The organism is Citrobacter sp. H12-3-2, assembly GCF_009649895.1.
Taxonomy (GTDB): domain Bacteria; phylum Pseudomonadota; class Gammaproteobacteria; order Enterobacterales; family Enterobacteriaceae; genus Citrobacter; species Citrobacter portucalensis.
Genome location: NZ_CP045837.1, coordinates 2,579,469 through 2,605,538, shown reverse-complemented (window position 1 = coordinate 2,605,538; position 26,070 = coordinate 2,579,469). Strand labels below are relative to the sequence as shown.

Genomic DNA, 26,070 nt, shown 5'->3' with positions numbered 1-26,070 from the left:
CAGGCAGGACAATTCCTGCCTGTGACGAAATTAACGAAACAAAGGCTTATCGGCTACCGGGATCAGTAACTGTGATTGCCACTGTGCCAGCGTCAGATGCGCCAGCTCACCCAGCGCCTGGTAAAACGGGTGATCGGCTTTTTCGATAAACACATTAAGGAAGCGCGATGACCATGGGAACAGATGCCAGGCCAGCAGTTGCTCGCACTCGGTGTGGCGTTCGTTCTCAGCAAGCCAGGCCGTTAGCAACAGCAGTGAACCAAAGTGATCTTCTGGCTCATTTTGCTGCATGGCAAACTGGATGCCGTTGTCCCGCATCCACTGACGCAAAGCCAGCGTGGAGTCGCCAAACAACACGTTTTCACGATCCAGCCAGACGGATCCCCATGGCGGAGAAGGGAGCGCATAAGGTCCAACAAACAGACGTTGCCAGGCCTGCGGGAGAAACTCATCGGCCTCAGCCTGAAACTGAGCGACTAACGGCGAAAGCGTTGTCTTTTCAAGCGGCCACTGCGCCTGCCAGCCATCGGTTCTTAACGCACTGACCAATGCCGAAGCTTCCGCACTGTCTGGGGCATAGTAAAACAGCGCGCCAAGCACGCGCGCTGCGGTAGAAAAGTTGTCACGTTGTGAAAAATGGGTCATGCAAACAATCCTGAACAGTGCGGGTTGCCCCGCACCCGAAAGTTAACCTGCGACAGCCATTCCGACTGTCATATGTAAACCGTAAAACAAACCGCGGCCAATGATTTCACCGACAAGCACCAGAATTAACCCGAGCGCCAACCCGCCAACTGACGGTCCTTTGCGACGGATCAACGGACATATCCAGCAACCCAGACCCGCGGCCAGCAGCAGGACTCGCCAGACCTGTAAACTGCCGTGGTCGGGAACCAGTGCGCTGGCGGATTGTACCGAACTGTGGATCTCGCCGAGTGACAGTCCCTGCAACACAATAACGGCCACCGTAACCAGCAGAGCCAATACGCTGATACCGGCGAATCTGGCGGCGTTAAAAGAAACACCTGCAGCATGCAGCAGCAGAGCGGCAAATAGCGGTCCACTGAGCAGCATCGTCATGAAAAACGCCAGTGTAGTATAACCGTTATACCAGGTTGGGACGGTGTCTATCTGGTAGACGTTGGTCATCGCAAAGACAAATACCAGGCCCAGCAACATGCTCAACAGCATCCAGATTTTACCTAACGCTGCGGGCATTTTACCGAGAAACGCCACCAGCCACCACAGGCCACCGACGGCGAAAAACAGCGAACCGCTGGCGATTTCGTTACTTAGCGCCGATGCGCCAATTCTGTTCAGCGAGTTAAACGCGCGCAGCGGCGAACCTAAATGCATAACCGAGGCGAGAAAGGCGATGCCCATTACCAGCCAGAGAAAAAACATACTGCGAACGATACGTTGTTTTACCAGCTCGTCTTTAGCGGTCAGCCAGCCGTAACCACTGACGATCAGCGCCCCGGCTACGCACTGGCCCAGCACCGTGAACAGTACCAGCGGCCATTCATGCCATCCATTTCCCATTTTACACCTCCTTTGGATTAGCCAGAAAACCCGTGGTATCCCCGGTCGGGCGGCAATTGGCGTTTGGTTTGATCACAATATTTGGTTTGGTGAAGTGCGCACCCGGCAGCGGGGCGACGGCAGCCAGTTCACCATGTTTTTTGCGCAGTTCGTCGATGGGGCCAAAATCCAGCGCACGCAGCGGACAGGACTCGACGCAGATGGGCTTTTTGCCGTCTGCAACACGATCATGGCAGCCATCACACTTGGTCATATGTCCTTTTGCAGCATTGTACTGTGGCGCACCGTACGGACAGGCCATATGACAGTAGCGACAGCCAATGCATACGTCTTCATCGACCACCACAAAACCATCCTCACGCTTATGCATCGCACCACTTGGACAAACCTTGGTGCAGGCCGGATCCTCGCAGTGGTTACAGGAGATGGAGAGATAGTAGGCAAAAACGTTCTGGTGCCAGACGCCGTTGTCTTCCTGCCAGTCACCACCTGCGTATTCGTAAATCCGCCGGAAACTGACGTCAGGAGTGAGGTCTTTGTAGTCTTTGCAGGCCAGTTCGCAGGTTTTGCACCCGGTGCAACGACTGGAATCAATAAAAAATCCATACTGAGTTGTCATGGGTTAGTCCTTAAACCTTCTCGATTTCGACCAGATTAGTGTGCTGTGGGTTGCCTTTTGCCAGCGGTGAAGGGCGCTGTGTTGTCAGCGTATTGACGCAGGCGCCATGGTCAATTTTGTCGCCGGCCATATCAGCATCGTGCCATGCACCCTGGCCCATTGCGCTGACGCCAGGCAGGATCCGTGGCGTCACTTTGGCCGGAATACGTACTTCCCCGCGGTCGTTAAAGACCCGCACCATATCGCCATTTGCAATACCACGTTTTTGGGCATCGACGGGATTGATCCACACTTCCTGACGACAGGACGCCTGCAGAACATCGATATTGCCGTAGCTGGAGTGCGTACGGGATTTGTAATGGAAGCCAAACAACTGCAGCGGAAATGCGCTGCGTTTGGGATCGTCCCACCCTTCAAACGTGGAGGCGTAGACGGGAAGTGGGCTAATTACTTCATCCTTCTGCAACTCCCATGTGTTGGCAATTTTCGCCAGCCGGCTGGAGTAAATTTCAATCTTTCCAGACGGTGTTTTGAGCGGATTGGCCTGCGGATCGTCGCGGAATTTTTTATAAGCGACAAAATGCCCGTTAGGATCTTTGCGTTTATAGATCCCCATTTTTTTCAGTTCGTCATAAGAAGGGAGCGCGGGGTCCTTGGCCAGCATTTTTGCATACAGATACTGGAGCCACTGTTCCTGAGTACGGCCTTCCGTAAACCGTTGATAGATATCATTGCCAAGGCGTTTGGCGACTTCGCTCATTATCCAGTAGATCGGTTTGCGTTCGAACTTCGGTGACGTCGCGGGTTGAATAAAAATGAGGTATCCCATGTTGCCCGCATAGTCGTTAGGAATGATGTCTTCCTGTTCGACGGTCATTAGGTCCGGCAGCAGAATATCGGCATATTTCGCCGAGGAGGTCATGAAGTTTTCGATGACCACTATCATTTCGCATTTCGTATCATCCTGAAGGATCTCATGCGTTTTATTGATATCTGAGTGCTGATTAGTAATGGTGTTACCCGCGTAGTTCCAGATAAATTTAATCGGTACATCGAGCTTATCTTTACCGCGCACGCCATCGCGGGTTGCGGTCATTTCCGGACCCCGGGCGATGGCGTCGGTCCAGCTAAAGCAGGATATTTGGGTTTTGATGGGATTATCCGGCAGCGGCATGCGTTCAATCGTGATGGTGTAGGTTGATTCTCGTGCACCGCTATTGCCGCCGTTGATGCCAACGTTGCCAGTCAGGATTGGCAGCATTGCGATCGCGCGCGAAGTCAGTTCGCCGTTAGCCTGACGTTGTGGACCCCAACCCTGACAAATATACGCCGGTTTTGTACTACCGATTTCTCGTGCCAGTTTAATGATGCGCTCGGCCGGGATCCCTGTGACATGCGAGGCCCATTGGGGCGTTTTAGCGACACCGTCATCGCCATTGCCAAGTATATAGGCCTTGTAATGTCCGTTAGCGGGGGCGTCAGCGGGTAGGGTTTTCTCGTCATAACCGACGCAATATGTGTCAAGGAACGCCTGGTCGACGAGATCTTCGTTAATCAGGACCCAGGCGATTCCCGCCACCAGTGCGGCATCGGTTCCCGGACGGATAGGGATCCACTCATCTTCACGACCCGCAGCGGTATCGGTATAACGCGGGTCGATGACGATCATGCGGGCGTTAGAACGCTCGCGGGCCTGCTCAAGGAAGTATGTTATGCCACCGCCGCTCATGCGCGTTTCGGCAGGGTTATTGCCGAACATCACCACCAGCTTCGTGTTTTCAATGTCGGAGGTACTGTTGCCGTCATTTGAGCCGTAGGTGTAAGGCATTGCCGCCGCGATTTGTGCGGTACTGTATGTGCCGTAATGGCTCAGAAATCCGCCATAGCAGTTCATCAATCGAGCGACCAGCGAGGCATAAGGGGAGGAGCGAGTAATATTGCCGCCGACAATGCCAGAGGTGTAGTTGATGTACACGGCCTCATTACCGTATTTTTGTACGGTATTTTTTAAACTGGTGCTGATGGTATCCAGCGCTTCCTGCCAGGTTATGCGTTCGAATTTACCCTCACCGCGTTTGCCCACGCGCTTCATAGGATAATTGAGACGATCCGGATGATTGATCCGTCGACGGATTGAGCGTCCACGTAAACAGGCACGCACCTGGTGCTGACCATAAATATCGTCTCCGGTCGTATCAGACTCCACCCATACGACCTCGTCATCTTTGACGTGGAGTTGCAGGGCACAACGACTGCCGCAGTTCACGGAACAAGCGCCCCAAACCACTTTCTCTTCAGCCGGTTGTATCGCCTGTTGTACCGCAGCAGCTGCGGTGCGCATCCCAAAAGGTAACGATAACCCGCCAGCGGCAAGCGCCAACGAACCTATAGCCGAGGATTTCACTAACATCCTGCGGCTAATGCCTCCATATTGCTCAGTATCAGACATAACTCACTCCATTATAGTTATCGCTATATATTAATCTCTACAGCGAAATTAATAGCATGCTAATAATAGAGTGAGTTTACCCATTTATGAGTATGACATCTTAATGCATATCAAACTGGAGTAACCCTCCGCGTACGGAGGGTATGATTTATTGCGGTTCGGCGACGTGCCCGTCCTGTGCAGGCGAGCTGTTGGCAGGGGCGTTTCCACTGTTAGTCCGGGTGTAGAGAATTTTGTGCGTATCGTTTGCACAATGTCCTACCACCAGTGAATCAGGTTGATCGGCCTGATCGTTGGGGACAATGTTCAGCGTAAAACTGGACTCTGCGACGCCATTATTGATGATGCGCTGCTCGATATCGCTTTTCACGCGTTCACATGACGCAGGTGCGGCCAGAACCTGTGGGGATGCAACTGCCAGTAAGATCGCGGCAATTCCTGTTACGTATTTCATCATCAGCTCCTTTATGATCGACATAGACTAAGATTAGCATTTCTGGTGTAAATAACTGTATTTGCTAATATGATTGAGAATTATCTTCTTATCCCGGTGAAAAATGTGAAGAAACAGACCCTGTTAGGTTTCCTGTGTGTCGTGCTGGTTGGGTGTGATAACGCCAAAGGGCTGGTTTCCTTTACGCCGGAAATGGCCAGTTTTTCCAATGAATTTGATTTCGATCCGCTGCGCGGGCCGGTGAAAGATTTCAGTCAGACGCTGCTCAACGACAAAGGTGAGGTCACCAAGCGCGTTGCTGGTACCCTGTCACAGGAAGGGTGTTTCGATACACTTGAACTGCACGATATCGAAAACAATACCGGTATGGCGCTGGTCCTGGATGCTAACTACTATCGGGATGCCGAAACGCTGGAAAAAAAGATCCGCTTACAAGGTAAATGCCAGCTAGCGGAACTGCCTGCTGCAGGTGTGGTGTGGGATACCGACGATAACGGTTTTGTCGTTTCCGCCACGGGGAAAGAGATGAAGGTGCAGTATCGATATGATGCCGAAGGCTACCCGCTGGGCAAAACAACCGTCAGTAAGGACAGCACTTTGCAGGTTGATGCTAAACCGTCGGTTGACCCATTGAAGAAGTTAGATTACACCGCGGTGAGTCTGCTCAACAATCATCCGTTAGGCAATGTCAAACAAACGTGCAAATACGATGAATACGCAAATCCGATCAACTGCCAGCTCGTTATCGTGGACGAGAGCGTGAAGCCGGCAGTTGAGCATCATTACTCGATTGAAAACACTATCGATTACTACTAATCGCCTTTACTGAGCGGTAGGTTGCAACAGGTTAGGGCCTGCCGTTTTGTGTTCTGCCAGATACTGCTGCTGGAAGATGCACATGCGGATAGTGTTGCGGTATTGGCCGTTGATAAAGAATTCATGAATCAGCTCGCCTTCCACCATAAAACCGAGTTTACGGTAGATGTGGATAGCCTTTTCGTTCTCTTTATCGACGATCAGATACAGCTTATAGAGGTTGAGCACGGTAAAGCCATAGTCCATTGCCAGCTTTGCTGCCCGTGAGGCCAGACCCTTCCCCTGATATTCCGGCGAAATAATAATCTGGAACTCGGCCCGGCGGTGTACATGGTTAATTTCAACCAATTCCACCAGCCCGGCTTTTTCACCGTCGCACTCCACCACGAAGCGGCGTTCGCTTTGGTCGTGGATGTGTTTGTCATACAGGTCTGACAGCTCAACAAACGCTTCGTAAGGCTCTTCGAACCAGTAACGCATTACGCTGGCATTATTATCAAGCTGATGGACGAATCGTAAATCTTCACGCTCCAGCGGGCGCAACTTAACACTGAGGGCGCTAGTCATATCGTATCCTTTCAATATCCTTCAAAGTGCAATGATTATGGGGCAACGGTACGGCCAGTACGGCGGTCGAGGCAGCGCAGGGTGTTAGGTTCCCAGTACGCATTAATATTAGCGCTCTGCTCGCACTTATCACGGCTATCAAAGGCCGTATCGGCTTTGTCCCACTCTTTCTCTGCACGTTTATTGACTTTCTGGCGAAGCTGACGCGTATCGTTCCATTGTTCCTTTTCCATTGCGGCTTGTTGACGACTTTGCGCACTGTCTCCGGATTCAATGACCAGTTTACTGGTTTCAGCAAATGCCGAAGAGGTGTACACAGCCGCAGCCAGGGTCAGCATAGCCGTCAGGCACAGGCGTTTGGTCAGTGTAATTTTCATGGTGAATTCCTTTTATGGGAAAGGGTAAAAACGATAAAACAGGGTTAAATTCTACACTATTCCAGTTTGCGGGCATACCCACCCGGTGGATATGGATACGCTAACGAGATTCTGTCGTATCATGGTTAAACCGAAGGTAACTGAATAACATCAATGCTTAAGACCACATTTCTTTTTTTCATCACCGCGTTATGCGAAATCATTGGCTGCTTTTTACCCTGGCTTTGGCTTAAGCGAGGAGCTACAGCCTGGTTGCTGATACCCGCCGGGGTGTCACTGGCTTTATTCGTCTGGTTGCTGACACTGCATCCGGCAGCCAGCGGGCGTGTATACGCAGCCTATGGCGGTGTTTACGTGGTGACCGCGCTGCTATGGCTACGTATTGTCGATGGTGTAAAACTCAGTTTATATGACTGGTCTGGCGCGCTGGTGGCGTTGTGCGGCATGCTGATCATTGTGGCTGGATGGGGGCGCGCATAGCGCCTTTTTTGTGATCAAACAGCGTTTTTTTGATCTTTATACTTGTATGGTAGTAGCTCAGTTGAGTAAATTTCCTGCATCACAAGAACAGATGTAGGGAATAAGAAATGAAGGTTGTTGGGGCTGAAGTGTTTGTCACCTGTCCTGGGCGTAATTTTGTAACGTTGAAAATTACGACAGAAGATGGGATCACCGGGCTGGGAGATGCCACGTTAAATGGACGCGAGTTGTCTGTGGCGTCGTATCTGAAAGATCACGTGTGTCCGCAGCTTATTGGTCGCGATGCGCATCGTATTGAGGACATCTGGCAGTTTTTCTACAAAGGTGCGTACTGGCGTCGTGGTCCGGTCACCATGTCGGCGATTTCTGCGGTGGATATGGCTCTCTGGGATATTAAAGCGAAAGCGGCGAATATGCCGTTGTACCAGTTGCTCGGCGGTGCTTCTCGTGAAGGGGTTATGGTCTACTGCCACACCACAGGCCATACCGTTGATGACGTACTCGAAGATTATGCACGTCATAAAGAAATGGGCTTTAAAGCCATTCGTGTGCAGTGCGGCGTACCGGGTATGAAAACCACTTACGGTATGTCTAAGGGCAAAGGACTGGCCTATGAACCCGCCACCAAAGGGCAATGGCCGGAAGAGCAGTTGTGGTCAACGGAGAAATACCTGGATTTCACACCAAAATTGTTTGCTGCCGTGCGTGACAAGTTTGGTTTCAACGAACACCTTTTACACGATATGCACCACCGTCTGACACCAATTGAAGCAGCCCGTTTTGGCAAAAGCATTGAACAGTACCGTTTGTTCTGGATGGAAGACCCAACGCCAGCTGAAAACCAGGAGTGCTTCCGCCTGATCCGCCAGCATACCGTCACGCCGATTGCGGTAGGGGAAGTGTTCAACAGCATCTGGGACTGTAAACAGCTTATTGAAGAACAACTGATCGACTATATCCGCACCACCATCACCCATGCGGGTGGTATCACCGGTATGCGCCGGATTGCTGATTTCGCGTCGCTGTATCAGGTTCGTACCGGTTCACATGGACCTTCCGATCTGTCGCCTGTGTGCATGGCCGCCGCGCTGCATTTTGATCTGTGGGTGCCGAACTTCGGCGTACAGGAATATATGGGCTATTCCGAGCAAATGCTGGAAGTGTTCCCACATAACTGGACCTTTGATAACGGCTATATGCATCCAGGAGACAAACCTGGTCTTGGGATCGAGTTTGACGAAAAACTGGCGGCGAAATATCCGTATGACCCTGCATATCTGCCCGTTGCTCGCCTGGAAGATGGCACGCTGTGGAACTGGTAAATATAAATTTTACGTACGAAAGATGTTGATTAACCCAATACCCTACAGAAGGTTAAACTTATGGTTAGTTCAGTCGATATTAAAAATAACGTAGATAATAAGCCTATTATTCGTCGAGTGGCTTCAGCATCCGCAATTGGTACTGCTGCTGAGTATTATGATTTTTTTGCATACGGGACAGCAGCTGTACTCTTTTTTGGTCATCTATTTTTCCCGAGTGACGATCCGTTAATAAGTACTCTCGCTGCTTTTGCAACCTATGCTGTTGGTTTCCTCGCAAGACCATTAGGAGGAATCGTCTTTGGGCATATTGGCGATAAGGTTGGGCGTAAAAAAGCACTGGTTATTACTATATTAATTGTTGGTTTGGGGACGTTCTGTATAGGGTTATTACCTACATATGAGAAAATAGGTGTCTGGGCTCCAGCTTTACTTATTTTTATTCGTGTATTACAGGGATTTGGTGTTGGAGGTGAGCAAGCCGGTGCAGTACTGATGACGGCTGAATATTCTGAACCCAAACATCGTGGATTTTTTTCCAGTTGGGTTCAAATCGGTGCGCCGGTTGGTTTCCTCCTGCCGTTAGCGCTCTTTGCGCTATTAAATGCCACACTTTCTCCAGAGGTAATGATGGATTACGGGTGGCGTATACCGTTTCTGTTGAGTCTGTTACTGGTTATTGTTGGACTGTTTATCCGCTTAAAAATTGATGAATCACCTGTCTTTGCTCAGATTAGAGAGACAAAAGCAGAAGAATCACGTCCATTAGTTGAAGTTATCCGCGATTTTCCTGGCATTGTTGTCAAGGGGGTCTGCGCGAAACTGATTGAAGCTTGCACATTTGCAATGTTCACAGTGATTGTTTTGGCTTACGGTAAGGCAAACAATCTTGATGCTAATATTTTGATGGAGACAATGATCGTTGCGGTCATAATAGAAATAATTGCAATACCGTTGATGGGGTCGCTATGCGATAAAATTGGACGTAAACCAGTCTATATTATCGGTGCGCTGCTGCAGGTCGTGATGATTATTCCTTTCTTCCTTGCGATTAATCAGGATAGTTTTTGGCTTACACAAATAGTAATGATCCTGGTGCTGAGTGTTGGGCATAGTATGTGTTATGCACCTCAGGCTTCTTATTTTCCGGAGCTTTTCCCAACTCATATTCGCTGTAGCGGAATAGCTTTAATTTGGCAACTGGGGTCGCTAATAGGCAGTGGCATTCTTGGCTTGGTAGCAGTAAAAATTCTGCAAGTAACAGGTGGACATTACTATGGACTTGCAACCTATGTGATTGTACTTGGAGTTATCTCAATTATTGGTTTGTTGATGATGCCGGAAACCGCTCCGCAAAGACTTAAGCGTGAATACCAGCAGTGGCAGAAACATTAATATCCTTTGGCGGCAGTATGCCGCCAAATTCACTGACTTTGGTATATAACTAAACAAATGATGTCATACCAATCCAAAAAAAGCTTAATGCAAATCAAAACATACAACCATACAGGCGTTACTCTGGAACAGTCCTGATTTCATTTATAAGTAGGCCATACCATGCAAAACAAGCTCTTAGCGGCAAAGGCTGCACTTCCTGACTACGATCGTACAAAACTGGTTCCGCGTATTGTTCATCTGGGGTTTGGCGCGTTTCACCGCGCACATCAGGGTGTTTACGCTGACATTCTGGCCGCCGATCACGGCAGTGACTGGGGCTACTACGAGGTGAACCTGATTGGCGGCGAGCAGCAGATTTTCGATCTGAAACAGCAAGATAATCTGTATACCGTTGCAGAGATGTCTGCTGATGCCTGGACTGCGAGAGTCGTGGGCGTGGTGAAAAATGCATTGCATGCGCAGGTTGATGGTCTGGAAAGCGTACTGTCAGCGATGTGTGAACCGCAGGTCGCGATCGTTTCCCTGACCATCACCGAGAAAGGATACTGCCATTCTCCGGCGACCGGCCAACTGATGTTAGACAACCCGATGATTGCCGCCGATCTGCAAAACCCTAAACAGCCTAAAACTGCGCCGGGCGTGTTGGTTGAAGCCCTGGCGCGTCGCAAAGCTGCGGGTTTAGCCGCCTTTACCGTGATGTCCTGCGATAACATGCCAGAAAACGGTCATGTGATGCGCAATGTTGTCATTGCATATGCCCGAGCGGTAGATATGGAACTGGCCGCGTGGATCGAACAACATGTGACATTCCCATCAACAATGGTTGACCGCATTGTCCCGGCGGTTACGCAGGAGACGCTGGACAAAATTGAACATATCACCGGTGTACGCGACCCGGCAGGCGTGGCATGCGAACCGTTCCGCCAGTGGGTAATTGAAGATAACTTTGTTGCCGGCCGTCCTGAATGGGAAAAGGCCGGGGCGGAACTGGTAGCTGATGTCATTCCGTTTGAAGAGATGAAACTGCGTATGCTCAACGGCAGCCACTCTTTCCTTGCGTATCTTGGGTATCTGGCGGGATATCAACATATTAACGATTGCATGGGCGATGAAAACTATCGTCTTGCTGCACGTGCGCTGATGTTGCAGGAACAAGCACCTACGCTGAAAGTAAAAGGTGTTGACCTACAGCGCTACGCCGATCTGTTAATTGAACGCTACAGCAATCCGGCGCTGCGTCATCGCACCTGGCAGATCGCCATGGACGGTAGCCAAAAACTGCCGCAGCGTATGCTTGATTCCATTCGTTGGCACATTGTGCACGGTAGTGACTTTGCGCTGCTGGCACTGGGTGTCGCTGGTTGGATGCGTTACGTCGGTGGTGTGGATGAACAGGGCCAGGCGATTGAAATTAGCGATCCACTGTTGCCGGTGATCCAGAATGCGGTGCGTAGCAGCAACGAGGGCGAAGAGCGCGTTCAGGCGCTGCTGGCAATCGATGCTATTTTTGGCCGTGAACTGCCACAGGTTGAACTGTTCAACCGTCAGGTCACACAAGCGTATCTTACTTTACTGGCTGAAGGGGCGAAGGCGACGGTTGCGAAGTATGCAGCAAAACTGAAGTAACGAAGATTATGCTTTATGTCGCCATCTGGCTTGCAACGGCCAGATGGCGCTGTGTTTTCTGGCATTCACACCAATTAGTTCATGCCTAAACGAATCAGCTCGAGGGGGGCGTATTTGCCTTCACATCCTTCGATTTCCACTGTTTTCCCGCGGCGAATCTGCTCAGCGGTCAGGCCATCGGTATCTATTGCTGTAATGCGGCCTGTGAGTCCGGTGTCGCTGATCATGACGCGGCTGCCAGTGGTGATTGCGTTACGGTTACGATCGTATGTTTTCATGGTGTTTTCTCCTTTCCAACTTACCGTCAAAGCCCGTGGGCTTTTAGTCCCACGTAACGGGCGCAATATAAATACGCTTCTCGTTAATGATTTTTTTTGTTTTCGATCAAAATCACAGCTTTTTTTATGCAGTTATGCGGGCGCGGGGAAAACGCAGGAGAAACTCACCCCGGAGTGAGGTGAGCGTAGTATTAATCTTCGCTGAACCAGTCGCTATTTTCCTGACGAATAAGCTGAACGGACTCACCAATTTCCTGAAGATGGAGCATCATTGCGCGCTCGACCGCATCGCCATCATGCTTCTCAAGGGCGGCAAAGATATCGTGATGCTGGCGTAGTAGCATTTCAGGCGGGGAAATATGATCCAGGCTCATATAACGAACGCGGTCAATTGTAGCCTTTATATTCTCAACGGTATCCCAGGCGAGTTGGCACTCGGCGATTAAAGCCAGTTTCTGATGAAACTCATCATCAAGCTGGAAGAAATCATTAATCTGTTTTCGGTCAATTGCGATGCGCTGCTGATGCAAATTCTGTTCAAGCTGATAGCACTGTTGATCGTTGATCAGCGATGCGGCGCGGCGTACCACGGCACATTCAATTGCCTGGCGAACAAAACAGCCGTTTTGCACCTGCGACAGCGAAATTTTATTCACGTAGCTGCCACGCTGCGGGCGGATCTGAATCAGACCGTTCTCAGCCAGTTTGATGAATGCTTCTCGTACCGGCTGGCGTGACACATTAAAGCGTACAGAAACCTCTTTCTCCGACAGCGGTGTACCGGGTGCAATCAGACAATGCACGATATCACGGCGAAGAATACGGTAAATCTGTTGATTTACTGGCTGTGTAGGGTTGAGCTGCGTTTCTACGGTCATTCATTCTTACTTTTTAGAGAGTTAACCCGGATATTTTATCACTTCTTTCAGGCTATCTATACCCGGCACAAGGCCGGGCAGAGAAATTAGCTCCGGTGGATACTCAGCCCGGCAAAAGACTGTGTGACAGGCATCATTTCAAGGGTGTTGATATTGACATGAGCCGGTAAAGAAGCCACCCACCATACCGCTTCTGTAACATCTTGCGGAGTCAGCGCCGTGGTATTTTCGTAGGCTTTTTCAGCTTTGGCGTCATCACCTTTAAAACGGACATTAGAGAACTCCGTACCGCCAACCAGACCCGGCTCGATGTCGGTAACGCGAATTGCAGTGCCGTGTAAATCAGTACGTAAATTCAGGCTAAACTGGCGAACAAATGCTTTGGTCGCACCGTAGACGTTACCGCCAGCGTATGGCCAGCTGCCCGCGGTAGAACCGATATTGATAATATGACCGCGGTTGCGTTCAACCATGCCAGGCAGAACGGCACGGGTCATATAAACCAGCCCCTTGTTGTTGGTGTCGATCATATTCTCCCAGTCTTCAATGCTGGCCTTGTGAGCAGGTTCAAGGCCCAGCGCCAGACCCGCGTTGTTGACCAGAACATCAATATTGAGCCATTCAGCAGGAAGGGCGTCCAGCATCTCTTCAATCGATGCACGATTACGTACGTCCAGCTGCGCGGTATAGAGGCGGTCACCCAATTCCTCTTTCAGTTCCTGCAGGCGCTCCTGGCGGCGTCCGGTGGCAATAACTTTATGCCCATTCTCAATAAAACGACGCGTAATGCACTCACCAAAACCTGCGGTTGCTCCGGTTACTAAAACGATCATCTCACTGTTCCTCAACGCTTTTTATGTCGTACTACCATAGCACGTCATTTCCGTTCAGAGCTATTCCTGCGTAACGCGATTGCGGTTGATTCCTGGTAAGTCTACTCTGGTAAACAAATCGTTTTCAGGAGTGAAAGATGTCGTTAACGAATCCTTTTTTACGTCACAGCACGTTGCCGTACCAGGCACCGCAGTTTGATCAGATAGAGGTGCAGCACTATCGCCCAGCGTTCGATGAAGGCGTGCGGCAAAAACGTGCAGAGATCGAGGCGATTGTGCAAAACCCGCAGGCCCCAGATTTTGCCAATACGTTGCTGGCGCTTGAACAAAGCGACGCTTTGCTGACACGCGTAACCAGCGTTTTCTTCGCGATGACGGCGGCGCACACCAACGATGAACTACAGCGCCTTGACGAAGAGTTTTCCGCAGAACTGGCGAGCCTTGCCAATGATATTTATCTCAATGGCGCGCTTTTTTCGCGCGTTGAAGCGGTCTGGCAACAGCGAGGTTCGCTGGGGTTGGATAGCGAATCATTACGCTTGCTGGAGGTCATCCACCAGCGTTTTGTATTAGCCGGCGCGCGTTTGAATGAGGTCGATAAAGCGAACCTTAAAGCGCTCAATACAGAGTCCGCCACGTTGACCAGCCAGTTTAATCAACGGCTGCTGGCGGCGAACAAGTCCGGTGCTCTGGTGGTGGATGATGCACGTTACCTGGACGGACTCAGCGCAGAGGAAATTGCTGTTGCCGCCGAAGCTGCAAAGGAGAAAGGGCTTGAAGCGCGTTGGGTTATCCCGCTATTGAACACGACTCAGCAACCGGCGCTTGCGGCGTTACGCGATCGCCAGACCCGTGAGAATCTGTTCAACCGCGCATGGGCGAGAGCAGAAAACAATGACGCTAACGATACTCGGGCGATTATTCAGCGACTGGTCGAGATCCGGATGCAGCAGGCGAAACTACTCGGTTTTGCCAATTACGCTGCATGGAAAATTGCCGATCAGATGGCAAAAACACCGGAAGCGGCACTCAATTTCATGCGGGCGATTGTTCCCGCTGCGCGAGCCAGGGCATTGGATGAACAGGCCGAAATCCAGAATGTTATCAATCACGAACAGGGGCAATTTAACGTCGAGGCCTGGGACTGGACATTTTATGCCGAGCAGGTTCGTCGTGAAAAATATGCACTTGATGAGGCGCAGCTCAAACCTTACTTTGCCCTTGATACGGTGCTGAACGAGGGCGTTTTCTGGACAGCTAATCAACTCTTTGGCATAAAATTTATAGAACGGTTCGACATTCCTGTTTATCACCCGGATGTTAGGGTATGGGAAATATTCGATCACGATGGCGTAGGGCTGGCGTTATTTTACGGCGATTTCTTTGCCCGGGAATCGAAAAGCGGTGGTGCCTGGATGGGCAATTTTGTTGAGCAATCGCAACTCAATGAAACCCGGCCGGTTATTTACAACGTGTGTAATTATCAAAAACCGGCAAAGGGTCAGCCTGCATTGTTATTGTGGGATGATGTTATTACGTTATTTCATGAGTTTGGGCACACGTTGCACGGCCTGTTCGCCACTCAGCGTTATGCCACGCTTTCAGGGACCAACACTCCGCGTGATTTTGTTGAGTTTCCTTCGCAGATCAACGAACACTGGGCGAGTCATTCGCAGGTCTTTGCTCGTTTTGCTCGTCATGTTGATACCGGGGAGCAAATGCCACAGGCGTTGCGGGATAAGATGCAGCGGGCCAGCCTGTTTAACAAAGGTTACGACATGACCGAACTGCTCAGTGCCGCATTGTTGGATATGCGTTGGCACAGTCTGGAAAAGAGCGCGTTATCTCTTTCGGTCGATCAATTTGAACAGCAGGCGCTGGCGGCTGAAGGTTTGGATCTCAAGGCTGTGCCGCCTCGTTATCGCAGCAGCTATTTTGCCCATATCTTCGGCGGCGGCTATGCTGCGGGTTATTACGCCTATTTATGGACGCAAATGTTGGCTGACGACGGCTATCAGTGGTTTGTAGAGCAGGGTGGATTAACCCGCGAAAACGGGCAGAAATTCCGTGAAGCTATTTTGTCCCGCGGTAACGGTACTGATTTAACTGAACTTTATCGCCAATGGAGCGGGCGTGATCCAAAAATGGAGCCAATGCTGGAACATCGTGGTTTGAGCGTCTAAGAGATTATTAGCCAGAATATTGAGCCGGGCGTGATGCCCGGTTTTTTATTATTTTAAAAGATGGCAATTTTTAGGGTTTTATATGAAAGTTGACAATAATAGTTATCAACAAATGATGATGAAATATATTCAGGAATGCTAGTTTAATAATGATGATGCCTTTGGATGTTTGATAAGATTAGCGTTCATGTACGGGCAGGTTTCTCAGGTAATTGTTAATGAAAATAGGGGTTCTAATAGCTGTGCTTGTTATGTCCGGATGTGCAGATAGTACAATTGTGCAATCCAGCGTCACTCCGTTTACGCCACATGTTTCACGCTCAAATGCTGAAATCATCGCACGGTATAAAGAAGCGCGTGAATCCGGGTTTTCCCATGGTTCTGCGTATCAATATGCCAGAGGCGACAAAACCTACACATCCGATCAATTAGAGGTGATTGGGCTTAATGAAATGCTGAATGAACCGTTATTGGTTTGACCACTTTATTGACAACGCTATGCCACACCAGAAGGTATAGCGTAATATCCTGTTAATTACGATTTATTAATTACTATTAAAAAATTTACATAAATTTTCTTTTTTATCGTTAAGATAATTCCATCAGAAACGCTCGAACAGGGAGGGAGAACGTGATGATGAGAAATACGAAGGAAATAGATGCAATTTTGATTGAGTTGAACAAGTCCATTGATGCCCACTACAAATGGTTAGTGACAATGTTCCGCTGCGTGGTGTCTTCAGATGTTACACTGCCGGATATTATGGGTGAAAACTCGCATTTTGTTTGTCGATTTGGACAGTGGCTTAATAATCAATCACGGTACAATGAGGATGATTGTAGTTACGTAAGCAAGATAAGCGCCACCCACGAAAAGATGCATTTATCAGGCAAGAAATTGCTAATGGCTATCGTGGAGAATCGTAGCCATTCATGGCATTTCGACAGCTTCCAGGATGCGCTGCTGGCATTTACCTCATCTGTAATGGACTACAAAATATATTTATTGAGTATCCGCAGTAATATCGACGCATTAACAGGTTTACCTGGCAGAAGAATGCTCGATGAGTCTTTTGATCGGCAGTTGCTCGATGCCGAACCGCTTAATCTTTATATATTGTTGTTAGATATCGATCGTTTTAAATACGTTAACGATACCTACGGCCATTTGGTTGGTGACGTGGTATTGCGGGCTCTGGCATCAAATTTATTGTCATGGACGAGATATGATGAGGCGGCGTACCGCTACGGTGGAGAAGAGTTCATTATCATCATCAGAACAAAAACGGACGAGCAGGCATGTCAGGCGGGTTTGCGACTTTGTCGTCTGATTGGTCAGAAAAAAATTCCCTACACTGAGGGAGAGATCGGTATCACGGTGACGGCAGGTATAACCCGGGTTCAACAGGGTGAAACGCTGGATACCGCGCTTGGTCGGGCCGACAGGGCGATGTATCAGGGGAAACAGACCGGCAGGAATCGCTGCATGTTTATAGATGAAAATGAGCAAATTGCGTTGGTGGACACCAATGACGGAACCTCGTATCCCCTCAGTGCGTGAGTTTTCGAAAAACGCTTTGAGGTAGTTGCGTTTCGTTTAACTTTCATTGGGGTTGTCGGTGATAGGTTAGCTGACTATCCGTTATCTTCGCAGGGAATTGCCAGATAGCGTATAAAAGCAAAACACAAATCTATCCATGCAAGCATTTACCGCTGGTTTATCCGGCGGTTTTTTTTATCTGTAAATCAGGAAAAAGGCACAGCGAGTGCGATTCAGGTAAAAAAAATGGCCCCTTGTGCAGTTACGCTACAAGGGGCCGGGTCGGTGCAGGACTATCTCCGTTCATCAATCATCCCATCTGTGGCTAAAATACGCGGCCAGGAAACCGGAAAATAAAATAATTCCCAGAACAGCCATAAAAATATTCATATTACCCAGCATAGTAAATGCTCCTTTATCTGTGAGTTTCCTCTCTTACCTTAAGTTCACCTCGCTTATGACTATAGTAGCAATTCAATCTTAAACAAAGGCTGAACTGTGTGATTATTTCGACTGAAAAGTAAATTTTTGACATGATCACGTCGAATAAAATAAATAATAGTGACGAGACACATTTATCTGCGCACAAATAACCCTGTTTTTAAACCCTGAGACGCTGTTATGACGGTGTGCTGCTGATACAGATTGTTGCACGTTTATAATGCAGAGTTGTCTCATGGTGGTTCAATTTTTCGTGTGATTAATCCTTTTTGCGGGAAAATGTAATACTGATTTATGTGTGCGAGATGCTAATTTATTGATTTTATATGAGGTTTTAATATTTGGCATTGTTTTTGCCTTATCACTTCTGAACACCCTTAATTTGCACCCTTTTGTCTGCCCGGCTGCACCGGAGCTTTCAGCAAGTCTAATTTCAGGAGTGAAACTATGCAGCGTCGTACATTTCTAAAAGCATTTGCACTTTCTGCCTCTGTTGTCGCAATGGGCGTGAGTTTTAGCGTTCAGGCAGCCGACACCATTAAGGTTGGCATCATGCATTCGTTATCCGGCACGATGGCCATATCCGAAACGCCGCTAAAAGATGTGGCGTTGATGACCATCGATGAAATAAATGCTCAGGGCGGTGTGTTGGGTAAAAAGCTGGAACCGGTGGTGGTTGACCCGGCCTCGAACTGGCCATTATTTGCTGAAAAAGCAAGACAACTGCTGAGTCAGGACAAGGTGGCGGCAGTTTTCGGCTGCTGGACATCGGTTTCGCGTAAATCGGTTCTACCGGTATTTGAAGAGTTGAACGGTCTGCTGTTTTACCCGGTGCAATATGAAGGTGAGGAGATGTCGCCTAACGTCTTCTATACCGGCGCAGCCCCCAATCAGCAGGCGATCCCTGCGGTTGAGTATCTGATGAGTGAGGACGGCGGTAGCGCGAAACGCTTCTTCCTGCTGGGCACAGATTATGTTTATCCGCGTACGACCAACAAAATTTTACGCGCCTTTTTGCACTCAAAAGGGGTCGCCGATAAAGACATCGAAGAGGTGTACACCCCATTCGGACACAGCGATTACCAGACCATTGTCGCCAGCATTAAAAAATTCGCCGCAGGGGGAAAAACGGCGGTGGTATCAACCATCAATGGGGATTCTAACGTACCGTTCTATAAAGAGTTAGCGAATCAGGGGCTGAAAGCCACCGATGTGCCGGTGGTGGCTTTTTCCGTGGGTGAGGAGGAGCTACGCGGTATTGATACCAAACCGCTGGTGGGCAACCTTGCCGCCTGGAACTACTTTGAGTCCGTCGATAATGCGGCCAACAAAAAGTTTGTCGCTGATTACCGGGCGTATGCCAAAGCGCACAAATTACCGAATGCTGATTCGGTGGTGACGAACGACCCAATGGAAGCCACATATGTTGGCCTGCATATGTGGGCGCAGGCGGTAGAAAAAGCCGGAACTACCGATGTGGATAAAGTTCGTGCAGCTATGGCGGGGCAATCCTTCGCTGCGCCATCAGGTTTTACCCTGACCATGGATGCGACCAACCATCACCTGCATAAACCCGTCATGATTGGCGAGATTGAAGGCAACGGCCAGTTTAACGTGGTGTGGCAAACCGATGAGCCGGTCCGCGCCCAGCCGTGGAGTCCGTACATCGCTGGTAATGATAAAAAATCTGAACAGCCTGTGAAAACCGCCAGCAACTGATCTAACGCCCTCCTGCGGGAGGGTAATGCTTTGGAGAACGCTCATGAAAGCTATGCGCTTTATTCGTGGTGTGTTGTTGCTGATGTGGTTTTTGCCGTGGATAGCCCAGGCCGCAGATGCTGATACCTTTACCGCCGCCAACCGTGCTCAGCAGGCCGCCTTGCTTGAACAATGGGCGGTGAATCCCGACGTTCAGCGCATCCCGCTGCTCAGCGCGCTGCGAGATGAGAACCTGCTGACCGATAACACGAAAAATGCCTTCATCATGAACGGCTCGCACGTACAGCCGTTAGGAACAGCGACAGCCCCAAACGGCGAGCTAAAAAAAATTCGCCTGACTAACCGCCTGCGTAATCTGGTAGCCGGAGCGTTGGCTGTCCATCAGCTCTTAAGTGACAGTGTCACGGTAAGGGTAAAGGCAGCTCGTACATTACAGCGTGAGGCGCAGCCGGGCATGCTGCCGTTTTTACAGCAACGACTGGCTCAGGAGTCAGATGGTGATGTGAAATCCGCACTCGCTATTGCACTGGCAAATCTGCAACTGAGCAGCACCTCGCCGGAGGTCAGGCTTCAGGCAATCGAACTATTAGGGGCGTCAAATGATCCTGAAACTCAGGCGCGCCTGCAGCCATTCACCAGGGCTGAACATGAACCCGATGCCCGAGTGCGTGCTGCCGCTGACGAAAGTCTGAATTCCATCTCGCATCGCATGAAGGTTGGGGATCTTCTTGGGCAGGCTTTCATGGGACTGTCACTGGGTTCTATTTTGCTGCTTGCGGCATTGGGTCTGGCGATAACCTATGGATTACTCGGCGTCATCAATATGGCGCATGGCGAGATGTTGATGCTCGGGGCGTACTGTACCTGGATGGTGCAACAGTTGATGGGGCAGTTTTTCCCGCACGGGTTAGCCTGGTATCCGGTTATTGCACTTCCGGTCGCCTTTTTGCTGACTGCGGTAGTAGGAATGCTGCTCGAGCGTGGGGTGATACGCCATTTATATGGCCGTCCGCTTGAAACGCTACTGGCGACCTGGGGTATCAGCCTGATGCTCATCCAGTTGGTGCGTATGACTTTCGGCGCGCAAAACCTTGAAGTCGCCAATCCGGCATGGCTTTCCGGCGGCATTCAGGTTTATGCCAATCTGATATTGCCGTGGAACCGAATTGTGGTGCTTGGCTTTGCCATGCTGGTGCTGTTCTTCACCTGGCTGCTGTTGAATAAAACGCGCCTCGGGCTGCGCGTGCGTGCCGTGACGCAAAATCGCAATATGGCGGCCTGCTGCGGCGTACCCACCGGACGAGTCGATATGCTGGCCTTTGGCCTTGGTTCAGGAATTGCCGGACTGGGAGGCGTGGCGCTCTCGCAACTAGGTAACGTAGGACCGGAGCTGGGGCAAAGCTACATTATCGATTCGTTTTTGGTGGTGGTACTGGGCGGCGTTGGACAGCTTGCCGGGAGCGTGGCTGCGGCATTTGGGCTGGGGATCTTCAATAAAATTCTGGAGCCTCAGGTGGGGGCGGTTCTCGGCAAAATCATGATCCTGGTGCTGATCATTCTGTTTATTCAGAAACGACCTCAGGGACTGTTCGCGCTGAAAGGGAGGGTTATTGACTGATGACGATGCCAATGACAATAACGCTGGCGCGTAAAGCGCCGCGTACAACACGCGTGCTGGGTCTGGGCTTACTGCTGGCGTTGATTATTCTGCCGTTTCTTGCGCTGTTACCTGCGGAGCATCCGCTGGCCATATCGGTTTGGACGTTGACGCTGGCCGGGAAAATTCTCTGCTATGCCATTGTGGCCGTTGCGCTGGATCTGGTGTGGGGCTATGCCGGAATGCTCTCGCTGGGACACGGTATTTTCTTCGCGCTGGGGGGCTATGCGATGGGAATGTACCTGATGCGCCAGGCTTCCGGCGAAGGATTACCGGCCTTTATGTCGTTCCTGTCGTGGAGCGAGCTGCCCTGGTTTTGGTGGGGGACGCAACATTTTCTCTGGGCAATGCTGCTGGTTGTTCTGGTGCCGGGCTTGCTGGCGCTGGTATTTGGTTGGTTTGCCTTCCGTTCAAAAATCAAAGGTGTCTATTTCTCCATCATGACCCAGGCCCTGACTTTCGCCGGAATGCTGCTGTTTTTCCGCAATGAAACCGGCTTTGGTGGAAATAACGGTTTTACCGGTTTTACCACCATTCTGGGGTTTCCGGTGACCGCGACGTCCACCAGGATCGCGCTGTTTCTGGCGACGGTTATGCTGCTGGTGCTGGCAATATGGCTGGGACTTGCGCTGGGCCGCAGTAAGTTTGGTCGTATTCTGACCGCCGTGCGCGATGCCGAGAACCGTTTGATGTTCTGTGGTTACGATCCGAAAGGTTTCAAGTTACTGGTGTGGACGCTTTCCGCTGTGCTGTGCGGCCTGGCCGGGGCGCTTTATGTCCCGCAGGTAGGGATTATCAACCCCAGCGAAATGTCGCCGACCAACTCGATTGAAGCGGCGATTTGGGTTGCTCTCGGCGGACGTGGAACCCTGATCGGCCCGGTATTTGGCGCTGTACTGGTGAACGGTGCTAAAAGCCTGTTTACCGTCATTATGCCGGAATACTGGCAGCTGTTTCTTGGCCTGATCTTTATTGGCGTTACGCTTTTTTTACCCCGTGGTGTGATTGGCCTGTTTCGCAAAGGAGACAAATAATGCAGCCGGATGAAGGACTTTTTACTCGCCAGATGCCGGGCGATCGGTTTCGCGAACAAACGGACCCGGTACTCCAACTGGAAAAAATTAACGTTAATTTCGACGGATTCCAGGCATTAACGGATCTCTCGCTCAATATTGGCGTCGGGGAGCTGCGCTGTATTATTGGCCCCAACGGCGCCGGGAAGACGACGTTAATGGATGTCATAACCGGTAAAACCAGACCGCAAAGTGGTCGTGCGATATACGATCAGTCGACCGATTTAACAACGCTGGATCCCATTGCCATCGCGCGTCAGGGGATTGGACGGAAATTTCAAAAGCCCACGGTATTTGAAGCATTAACGGTGGAAGAGAACCTGGAGCTGGCGCTGAAAAATGATAAATCTGTCTGGGGGGCTCTACGGGCACGACTCTCAGGCGAACAAAGGGATCGTATTGATGAAGTATTGGCGCTGTTGCGGCTTGGTAATGAGCGGGGCCGCCGCGCCGGTCTGCTTTCGCATGGGCAAAAACAGTTTCTCGAAATTGGCATGCTGCTGGTGCAGGAGCCGCATTTACTGCTACTGGATGAACCCGCGGCGGGGATGACGGATGCGGAAACGGAATACACGGCGGAGCTGTTTCGCCAGCTTGCCGGTAAGCACTCTCTGATGGTTGTTGAGCACGATATGGGATTTGTTGAAACCATTGCCGATCGCGTCACAGTATTACATCAGGGACGTGTCCTCGCTCAGGGGAGTCTTCGCGATGTGCAGGCCAACGAGCAGGTTATTGAAGTCTATCTCGGGCGTTAAGGAGTTCATATGCTGCAGGTGAAAGAACTGAATCAATATTATGGTGGCAGCCATATTCTGCGCGGGGTGAGCTTTGAAGCGCGTATCGGTGAGGTGACATGCCTGCTGGGGCGTAACGGCGTGGGGAAAACAACACTACTAAAGTGTCTGATGGGACTTATTCCGGCCCGTAGCGGAAGCGTGCTCTGGCAGGATAAAAATGTCACTCACTGGAAGCCGCATCAGCGGGTCAGGGCCGGTGTGGCGTATGTCCCACAGGGGCGTGATATTTTTCCGCGTTTGACGGTCGAAGAGAATCTGCTGCTCGGTCTTTCCCGTTTTTCAGCACCGGAGGCCCGGCATGTGCCGGATGATATTTACGCGCTCTTTCCGGTTTTACAGGAGATGAAGCATCGGCGTGGCGGAGATTTGTCCGGCGGGCAACAGCAGCAACTGGCCATAGGACGAGCGCTGGCAAGTCGCCCACAGTTGTTGATTCTTGATGAGCCAACGGAAGGGATCCAGCCGTCGGTGATTAAAGAGATTGGTCAGGTGATTTCTCAACTGGCGCACCGGGGGGATATGGCTATTTTGCTGGTGGAGCAGTTCTACGATTTTGCGCAGCAGCTGGCCGACAAATACCTGCTCATGTCGCGGGGCAGCATTATTCAAAGCGGCGATGGTAAAAATATGGAGGCCGAGGGCGTTCGGGGACTGGTTGCAATCTGAGGTATGCGACAGAGCGGCTTCGGCTCTGTCGCTATACTCATCAGCAGACCACCGTCTGCCCCCAGGGCCTGGCGCGCATGCCTTTTATCATGAGCGCCCAGGCAAGAACGATCGCCACTATCAGCGCGACAAACAGCGACCATGGCGGCAATGTGGTTAAAATGACGCCGCTGACTAATGGGTTAACCGCTGCGCCAAGCCAGCCCAACGACTGGGCGGAAAAATAGCTGGCTTTCATGCCTGCTGGCGCGATGTTGTCGATAAGCATGTATTCACCAGGCGCGTAAATGACTTCGCCGATAGTGAAAAAGGCAGCAGAAATCCCCCATAACAACAGACTGTTGCCGGAGAAAGCGAAACCGACCAGGCCAACGACAAAGAAGACTGTACCCACTGTCATCAGCGGGCGGATATTCGTGGCGGTGAGCCTGCGGCCAAGCGCGTATTGCAGTGATACTACGATGGCGGCGTTAACGGGCAAGACGACTGCTACCACTTTCTCGGCAAAATCGCCATCGGCGACCACCATAACGTATTGCGAAATACAGGACGCAAAAGCACCGCCAACAAACGATGCCAGAAAGGCCGACAACGTAAACCAGAATAATGCCCGGTCGCGCAGAAGTACCGATGGGGACCACACCGCGGCGTTTAAACCTTCTGATGGTGCTGTCGAACGTTTTACCCAGGTCTGGATAAACACCAGTGGCAATGCTGAACAGGCGGCAGCCAGCCAGAATGGCAGGTTAATGCTTTGCATCACCAGTAGAGTGCCCAGCGGTGGACCAACGGTCCAGCCAATATTCAGCACGGTATAGTTAAGCGAGAAAATTTTAGTCTTGTTGGTGGCAGACAGATTATCGGCAAACCAGGCCTTCAGCACCGTGGCAAAGACGGAGTAGGCACAGTTGATCAGGGCAAAGAGTAAAACCACTACCACCACGTTATGCACCAGCGGGATTGCAATAAAGCCGGAAGCAAAGCCACAAATTGCCAGCAGCATATAGCGTTTTTTATCGAACTTGTCGGCCAGAATACCAAAGCCAAGGCTGAACACCACGCCAATGGTCAGCGCGACCGTCATCGCATAGCCGATCAGGTCAACGCTCAGATGATACTGCCGACTGAGGTAAATCGTCATAAATGGCAGAGTGGCGCCACGGCCAATTGTTAATAATAATGATGACGCGAGTAACGCGAGAGTGGACCTTCTCAGAGAGATATTCATTTTCCTGCCCGACAATGCATGTTGTTATGTTTTTTTTAGATATAAGAAACAAATAGCATGTCAAAACTGTGATGTACACTCAATAAGTTGTCCGAAAATGCCTTGCGTGGCCTACCTGAAATAATGATCTGTTACGGCACAACGATTTCCGTTACTTTAACTTGTTTACAAAAATTTAATATTTGCAGAGGCGGTGGTATGTCGCGTAAAGACGGGTTGTTAGCGTTACTGGTTGTCGTGGTTTGGGGACTGAACTTTGTCGTTATTAAAGTGGGTCTGCACAATATGCCACCGCTAATGTTGGCGGGATTGCGTTTTTTACTGGTGGCGTTTCCGGCAATACTCTTTGTTGCCAGGCCGAAAATCCCACTTTCGCTGTTGCTCGGCTATGGCCTGACCATCAGTTTTGGGCAGTTCGCATTTCTCTTTAGCGCTATCAAATTCGGTATGCCTGCAGGGTTAGCTTCTCTGGTATTGCAGGCTCAGGCGTTTTTTACCATTGTTCTGGGCGTATTTGCTTTCGGTGAGCGCCTGCAGGGTAAACAATTGGTTGGGATTGCGCTGGCGGTATTTGGCGTGCTGATGCTGATTGAGGCCAGTCTGAATGGTCAGCATGTTGGCATGCTCGGTTTTATGCTGACGCTGGCAGCGGCGCTAAGCTGGGCCTGCGGCAATATCTTTAACAAAAAAATCATGCAGCATACATCGCGTCCGGCCGTTATGTCGTTGGTGGTATGGAGCGCGTTAATTCCCATTGTTCCGTTCTTCCTGGCATCATGGCTTCTGGATGGTCCAACGCAAATGACCCACAGTCTGGTGGAGATAGATATGACCACCATTCTTTCACTGGTTTATCTGGCGTTTGTGGCGACCATTGTGGGTTACGGTATCTGGGGTTCGTTACTCGGACGCTATGAAACCTGGCGTGTCGCGCCGTTGTCGCTGCTGGTGCCGGTCGTTGGACTGGCGAGTGCGGTCGTGCTGCTGGATGAAACGCTGACCGGATTGCAACTGCTCGGTGCGCTACTGATCATGGCAGGGTTGTATATCAATGTGTTTGGCTTTCGGTTGCGTAAGGTTGCATCGGTGAGGGGCTAAAAAAGCCCCGCAGTGGCGGGGCTATA

Annotated in this window: 26 protein-coding genes; 14 read left to right on the top strand and 12 right to left on the bottom strand. The window is 50.5% G+C overall.

Annotated elements, in window-relative coordinates; genetic code table 11:
* Positions 1 to 30 precede the first annotated feature (30 nt).
* The 5 genes from dmsD to GHC22_RS12420 form a co-directional block, all read right to left on the bottom strand.
* Positions 31 to 645, bottom strand: a complete 615-nt coding sequence (dmsD, locus tag GHC22_RS12440; protein ID WP_153753118.1) for a Tat proofreading chaperone DmsD — start codon at positions 643 to 645, stop codon at positions 31 to 33.
* 42 nt (positions 646 to 687) lie between these two features.
* Complete coding sequence (locus tag GHC22_RS12435; RefSeq protein WP_153753116.1) at positions 688 to 1,542, bottom strand: dimethyl sulfoxide reductase anchor subunit family protein; 855 nt, start codon at positions 1,540 to 1,542, stop codon at positions 688 to 690.
* A gap of 1 nt (position 1,543) precedes the next feature.
* A complete protein-coding gene (gene dmsB / locus GHC22_RS12430) occupies positions 1,544 to 2,161 on the bottom strand; it encodes a dimethylsulfoxide reductase iron-sulfur subunit DmsB (protein ID WP_008784727.1) in 618 nt (205 codons plus the stop codon).
* A gap of 10 nt (positions 2,162 to 2,171) precedes the next feature.
* Positions 2,172 to 4,610 carry a selenate/tellurate reductase subunit YnfE gene (gene ynfE, locus GHC22_RS12425; protein WP_071446475.1) on the bottom strand — a complete coding sequence of 813 codons (2,439 nt, stop codon included), beginning with the start codon at positions 4,608 to 4,610 and terminating at the stop codon, positions 2,172 to 2,174.
* A gap of 148 nt (positions 4,611 to 4,758) precedes the next feature.
* Positions 4,759 to 5,067 carry a DUF1161 domain-containing protein gene (locus tag GHC22_RS12420; protein ID WP_008784729.1) on the bottom strand — a complete coding sequence of 103 codons (309 nt, stop codon included), beginning with the start codon at positions 5,065 to 5,067 and terminating at the stop codon, positions 4,759 to 4,761.
* Between the two features lie 102 nt (positions 5,068 to 5,169).
* On the opposite strand from GHC22_RS12420, the gene GHC22_RS12415 reads away from it, so the two are divergent.
* A complete protein-coding gene (locus GHC22_RS12415) occupies positions 5,170 to 5,880 on the top strand; it encodes a YnfC family lipoprotein (RefSeq protein WP_079934114.1) in 711 nt (236 codons plus the stop codon).
* A 6-nt stretch (positions 5,881 to 5,886) separates the two neighbouring features.
* On the opposite strand, the gene speG is transcribed toward GHC22_RS12415, so the two are convergent.
* Positions 5,887 to 6,447 (bottom strand): spermidine N1-acetyltransferase, encoded by a 561-nt coding sequence (speG, locus tag GHC22_RS12410; protein WP_003832900.1) that lies wholly within the window; start codon positions 6,445 to 6,447, stop codon positions 5,887 to 5,889.
* 35 nt (positions 6,448 to 6,482) lie between these two features.
* Positions 6,483 to 6,824: a DUF1283 family protein gene (locus tag GHC22_RS12405; RefSeq protein WP_003032382.1), complete on the bottom strand. Its 342-nt coding sequence runs from the start codon at positions 6,822 to 6,824 to the stop codon at positions 6,483 to 6,485.
* Between the two features lie 153 nt (positions 6,825 to 6,977).
* Here GHC22_RS12405 and GHC22_RS12400 point away from each other — a divergent pair, with 153 nt between their 5' ends.
* The 4 genes from GHC22_RS12400 (at position 6,978) to GHC22_RS12385 (ending at position 11,650) form a co-directional block, all read left to right on the top strand.
* Positions 6,978 to 7,304: a YnfA family protein gene (locus GHC22_RS12400; RefSeq protein WP_008784733.1), complete on the top strand. Its 327-nt coding sequence runs from the start codon at positions 6,978 to 6,980 to the stop codon at positions 7,302 to 7,304.
* A gap of 107 nt (positions 7,305 to 7,411) precedes the next feature.
* Positions 7,412 to 8,626 carry a starvation-sensing protein RspA gene (rspA, locus tag GHC22_RS12395; protein WP_153753114.1) on the top strand — a complete coding sequence of 405 codons (1,215 nt, stop codon included), beginning with the start codon at positions 7,412 to 7,414 and terminating at the stop codon, positions 8,624 to 8,626.
* Positions 8,627 to 8,686: 60 nt separating this feature from the next.
* Positions 8,687 to 10,021 carry an MFS transporter gene (locus GHC22_RS12390; protein WP_153753112.1) on the top strand — a complete coding sequence of 445 codons (1,335 nt, stop codon included), beginning with the start codon at positions 8,687 to 8,689 and terminating at the stop codon, positions 10,019 to 10,021.
* 162 nt (positions 10,022 to 10,183) lie between these two features.
* Complete coding sequence (locus GHC22_RS12385; RefSeq protein ID WP_153753110.1) at positions 10,184 to 11,650, top strand: mannitol dehydrogenase family protein; 1,467 nt, start codon at positions 10,184 to 10,186, stop codon at positions 11,648 to 11,650.
* A gap of 74 nt (positions 11,651 to 11,724) precedes the next feature.
* On the opposite strand, the gene ydfZ is transcribed toward GHC22_RS12385, so the two are convergent.
* The 3 genes from ydfZ to ydfG all read right to left on the bottom strand — a co-directional run bounded on the left by ydfZ (position 11,725) and on the right by ydfG (position 13,639).
* Positions 11,725 to 11,928, bottom strand: a complete 204-nt coding sequence (ydfZ, locus tag GHC22_RS12380; RefSeq protein WP_003032393.1) for a putative selenium delivery protein YdfZ — start codon at positions 11,926 to 11,928, stop codon at positions 11,725 to 11,727.
* A 191-nt stretch (positions 11,929 to 12,119) separates the two neighbouring features.
* Positions 12,120 to 12,806 (bottom strand): GntR family transcriptional regulator, encoded by a 687-nt coding sequence (locus GHC22_RS12375; RefSeq protein WP_003032396.1) that lies wholly within the window; start codon positions 12,804 to 12,806, stop codon positions 12,120 to 12,122.
* Between the two features lie 86 nt (positions 12,807 to 12,892).
* Positions 12,893 to 13,639, bottom strand: coding sequence for a bifunctional NADP-dependent 3-hydroxy acid dehydrogenase/3-hydroxypropionate dehydrogenase YdfG (gene ydfG / locus GHC22_RS12370; RefSeq protein WP_153753108.1), 747 nt, complete (start codon positions 13,637 to 13,639; stop codon positions 12,893 to 12,895).
* Positions 13,640 to 13,776: 137 nt separating this feature from the next.
* Here ydfG and dcp point away from each other — a divergent pair, with 137 nt between their 5' ends.
* The 3 genes from dcp (at position 13,777) to GHC22_RS12355 (ending at position 17,383) form a co-directional block, all read left to right on the top strand.
* A complete protein-coding gene (dcp, locus tag GHC22_RS12365) occupies positions 13,777 to 15,822 on the top strand; it encodes a peptidyl-dipeptidase Dcp (protein ID WP_153753106.1) in 2,046 nt (681 codons plus the stop codon).
* Between the two features lie 218 nt (positions 15,823 to 16,040).
* The gene (locus GHC22_RS12360) at positions 16,041 to 16,301 is read left to right on the top strand and encodes a hypothetical protein (RefSeq protein ID WP_020996405.1); all 261 of its coding nucleotides are present in this window, start codon (positions 16,041 to 16,043) and stop codon (positions 16,299 to 16,301) included.
* A gap of 155 nt (positions 16,302 to 16,456) precedes the next feature.
* Positions 16,457 to 17,383: a diguanylate cyclase gene (locus GHC22_RS12355; RefSeq protein WP_153753104.1), complete on the top strand. Its 927-nt coding sequence runs from the start codon at positions 16,457 to 16,459 to the stop codon at positions 17,381 to 17,383.
* 285 nt (positions 17,384 to 17,668) lie between these two features.
* Here the strand turns inward: GHC22_RS12355 and mgtS are convergent, their stop codons facing one another.
* Entirely contained in the window at positions 17,669 to 17,764 is a 96-nt protein-coding gene (gene mgtS, locus GHC22_RS12350) for a protein MgtS (protein ID WP_003032406.1), read from the bottom strand.
* Between the two features lie 486 nt (positions 17,765 to 18,250).
* Between mgtS and urtA the strand changes: the two genes are divergently transcribed.
* The 5 genes from urtA to urtE are packed head-to-tail and all read left to right on the top strand — an operon-like array spanning position 18,251 to position 23,718.
* Complete coding sequence (urtA, locus tag GHC22_RS12345; RefSeq protein WP_003832925.1) at positions 18,251 to 19,522, top strand: urea ABC transporter substrate-binding protein; 1,272 nt, start codon at positions 18,251 to 18,253, stop codon at positions 19,520 to 19,522.
* A gap of 43 nt (positions 19,523 to 19,565) precedes the next feature.
* On the top strand, positions 19,566 to 21,140 hold the full coding sequence (gene urtB / locus GHC22_RS12340; RefSeq protein WP_153753102.1) for an urea ABC transporter permease subunit UrtB: 1,575 nt from the start codon (positions 19,566 to 19,568) through the stop codon (positions 21,138 to 21,140).
* Complete coding sequence (gene urtC / locus GHC22_RS12335; RefSeq protein ID WP_048214208.1) at positions 21,140 to 22,213, top strand: urea ABC transporter permease subunit UrtC; 1,074 nt, start codon at positions 21,140 to 21,142, stop codon at positions 22,211 to 22,213. Before urtB ends, urtC begins: the two co-directional genes overlap by 1 nt.
* Positions 22,213 to 23,010, top strand: a complete 798-nt coding sequence (gene urtD, locus GHC22_RS12330; protein ID WP_079934016.1) for an urea ABC transporter ATP-binding protein UrtD — start codon at positions 22,213 to 22,215, stop codon at positions 23,008 to 23,010. Before urtC ends, urtD begins: the two co-directional genes overlap by 1 nt.
* 9 nt (positions 23,011 to 23,019) lie before the next feature.
* Complete coding sequence (gene urtE / locus GHC22_RS12325) at positions 23,020 to 23,718, top strand: urea ABC transporter ATP-binding subunit UrtE (protein WP_048214207.1); 699 nt, start codon at positions 23,020 to 23,022, stop codon at positions 23,716 to 23,718.
* A gap of 40 nt (positions 23,719 to 23,758) precedes the next feature.
* On the opposite strand, the gene ydeE is transcribed toward urtE, so the two are convergent.
* A complete protein-coding gene (gene ydeE, locus GHC22_RS12320; protein ID WP_008784745.1) occupies positions 23,759 to 24,946 on the bottom strand; it encodes an efflux MFS transporter YdeE in 1,188 nt (395 codons plus the stop codon).
* 198 nt (positions 24,947 to 25,144) lie between these two features.
* On the opposite strand from ydeE, the gene eamA reads away from it, so the two are divergent.
* Positions 25,145 to 26,044 carry an O-acetylserine/cysteine exporter gene (gene eamA, locus GHC22_RS12315; protein WP_153753100.1) on the top strand — a complete coding sequence of 300 codons (900 nt, stop codon included), beginning with the start codon at positions 25,145 to 25,147 and terminating at the stop codon, positions 26,042 to 26,044.
* The last annotated feature ends 26 nt before the right edge of the window (positions 26,045 to 26,070 follow it).

Bases quoted from the DNA above. Each gene is read 5' to 3' on its own strand.
- speG (WP_003832900.1), bottom strand. From the start codon at position 6,447: ATGACTAGCGCCCTCAGTGTTAAGTTGCGCCCGCTGGAGCGTGAAGAT.
- GHC22_RS12360 (WP_020996405.1), top strand. From the start codon at position 16,041: ATGAAAATAGGGGTTCTAATAGCTGTGCTTGTTATGTCCGGATGTGCA.
- GHC22_RS12420 (WP_008784729.1), bottom strand. From the start codon at position 5,067: ATGATGAAATACGTAACAGGAATTGCCGCGATCTTACTGGCAGTTGCA.
- GHC22_RS12385 (WP_153753110.1), top strand. From the start codon at position 10,184: ATGCAAAACAAGCTCTTAGCGGCAAAGGCTGCACTTCCTGACTACGAT.
- urtB (WP_153753102.1), top strand. From the start codon at position 19,566: ATGAAAGCTATGCGCTTTATTCGTGGTGTGTTGTTGCTGATGTGGTTT.
- ynfE (WP_071446475.1), bottom strand. From the start codon at position 4,610: ATGTCTGATACTGAGCAATATGGAGGCATTAGCCGCAGGATGTTAGTG.
- eamA (WP_153753100.1), top strand. From the start codon at position 25,145: ATGTCGCGTAAAGACGGGTTGTTAGCGTTACTGGTTGTCGTGGTTTGG.
- dcp (WP_153753106.1), top strand. From the start codon at position 13,777: ATGTCGTTAACGAATCCTTTTTTACGTCACAGCACGTTGCCGTACCAG.
- urtE (WP_048214207.1), top strand. From the start codon at position 23,020: ATGCTGCAGGTGAAAGAACTGAATCAATATTATGGTGGCAGCCATATT.
- GHC22_RS12390 (WP_153753112.1), top strand. From the start codon at position 8,687: ATGGTTAGTTCAGTCGATATTAAAAATAACGTAGATAATAAGCCTATT.
- mgtS (WP_003032406.1), bottom strand. From the start codon at position 17,764: ATGCTGGGTAATATGAATATTTTTATGGCTGTTCTGGGAATTATTTTA.
- GHC22_RS12355 (WP_153753104.1), top strand. From the start codon at position 16,457: ATGATGAGAAATACGAAGGAAATAGATGCAATTTTGATTGAGTTGAAC.
- urtA (WP_003832925.1), top strand. From the start codon at position 18,251: ATGCAGCGTCGTACATTTCTAAAAGCATTTGCACTTTCTGCCTCTGTT.
- dmsD (WP_153753118.1), bottom strand. From the start codon at position 645: ATGACCCATTTTTCACAACGTGACAACTTTTCTACCGCAGCGCGCGTG.
- urtD (WP_079934016.1), top strand. From the start codon at position 22,213: ATGCAGCCGGATGAAGGACTTTTTACTCGCCAGATGCCGGGCGATCGG.
- urtC (WP_048214208.1), top strand. From the start codon at position 21,140: ATGACGATGCCAATGACAATAACGCTGGCGCGTAAAGCGCCGCGTACA.
- dmsB (WP_008784727.1), bottom strand. From the start codon at position 2,161: ATGACAACTCAGTATGGATTTTTTATTGATTCCAGTCGTTGCACCGGG.
- ydeE (WP_008784745.1), bottom strand. From the start codon at position 24,946: ATGAATATCTCTCTGAGAAGGTCCACTCTCGCGTTACTCGCGTCATCA.
- GHC22_RS12435 (WP_153753116.1), bottom strand. From the start codon at position 1,542: ATGGGAAATGGATGGCATGAATGGCCGCTGGTACTGTTCACGGTGCTG.
- ydfG (WP_153753108.1), bottom strand. From the start codon at position 13,639: ATGATCGTTTTAGTAACCGGAGCAACCGCAGGTTTTGGTGAGTGCATT.
- GHC22_RS12375 (WP_003032396.1), bottom strand. From the start codon at position 12,806: ATGACCGTAGAAACGCAGCTCAACCCTACACAGCCAGTAAATCAACAG.
- rspA (WP_153753114.1), top strand. From the start codon at position 7,412: ATGAAGGTTGTTGGGGCTGAAGTGTTTGTCACCTGTCCTGGGCGTAAT.
- GHC22_RS12405 (WP_003032382.1), bottom strand. From the start codon at position 6,824: ATGAAAATTACACTGACCAAACGCCTGTGCCTGACGGCTATGCTGACC.
- ydfZ (WP_003032393.1), bottom strand. From the start codon at position 11,928: ATGAAAACATACGATCGTAACCGTAACGCAATCACCACTGGCAGCCGC.
- GHC22_RS12400 (WP_008784733.1), top strand. From the start codon at position 6,978: ATGCTTAAGACCACATTTCTTTTTTTCATCACCGCGTTATGCGAAATC.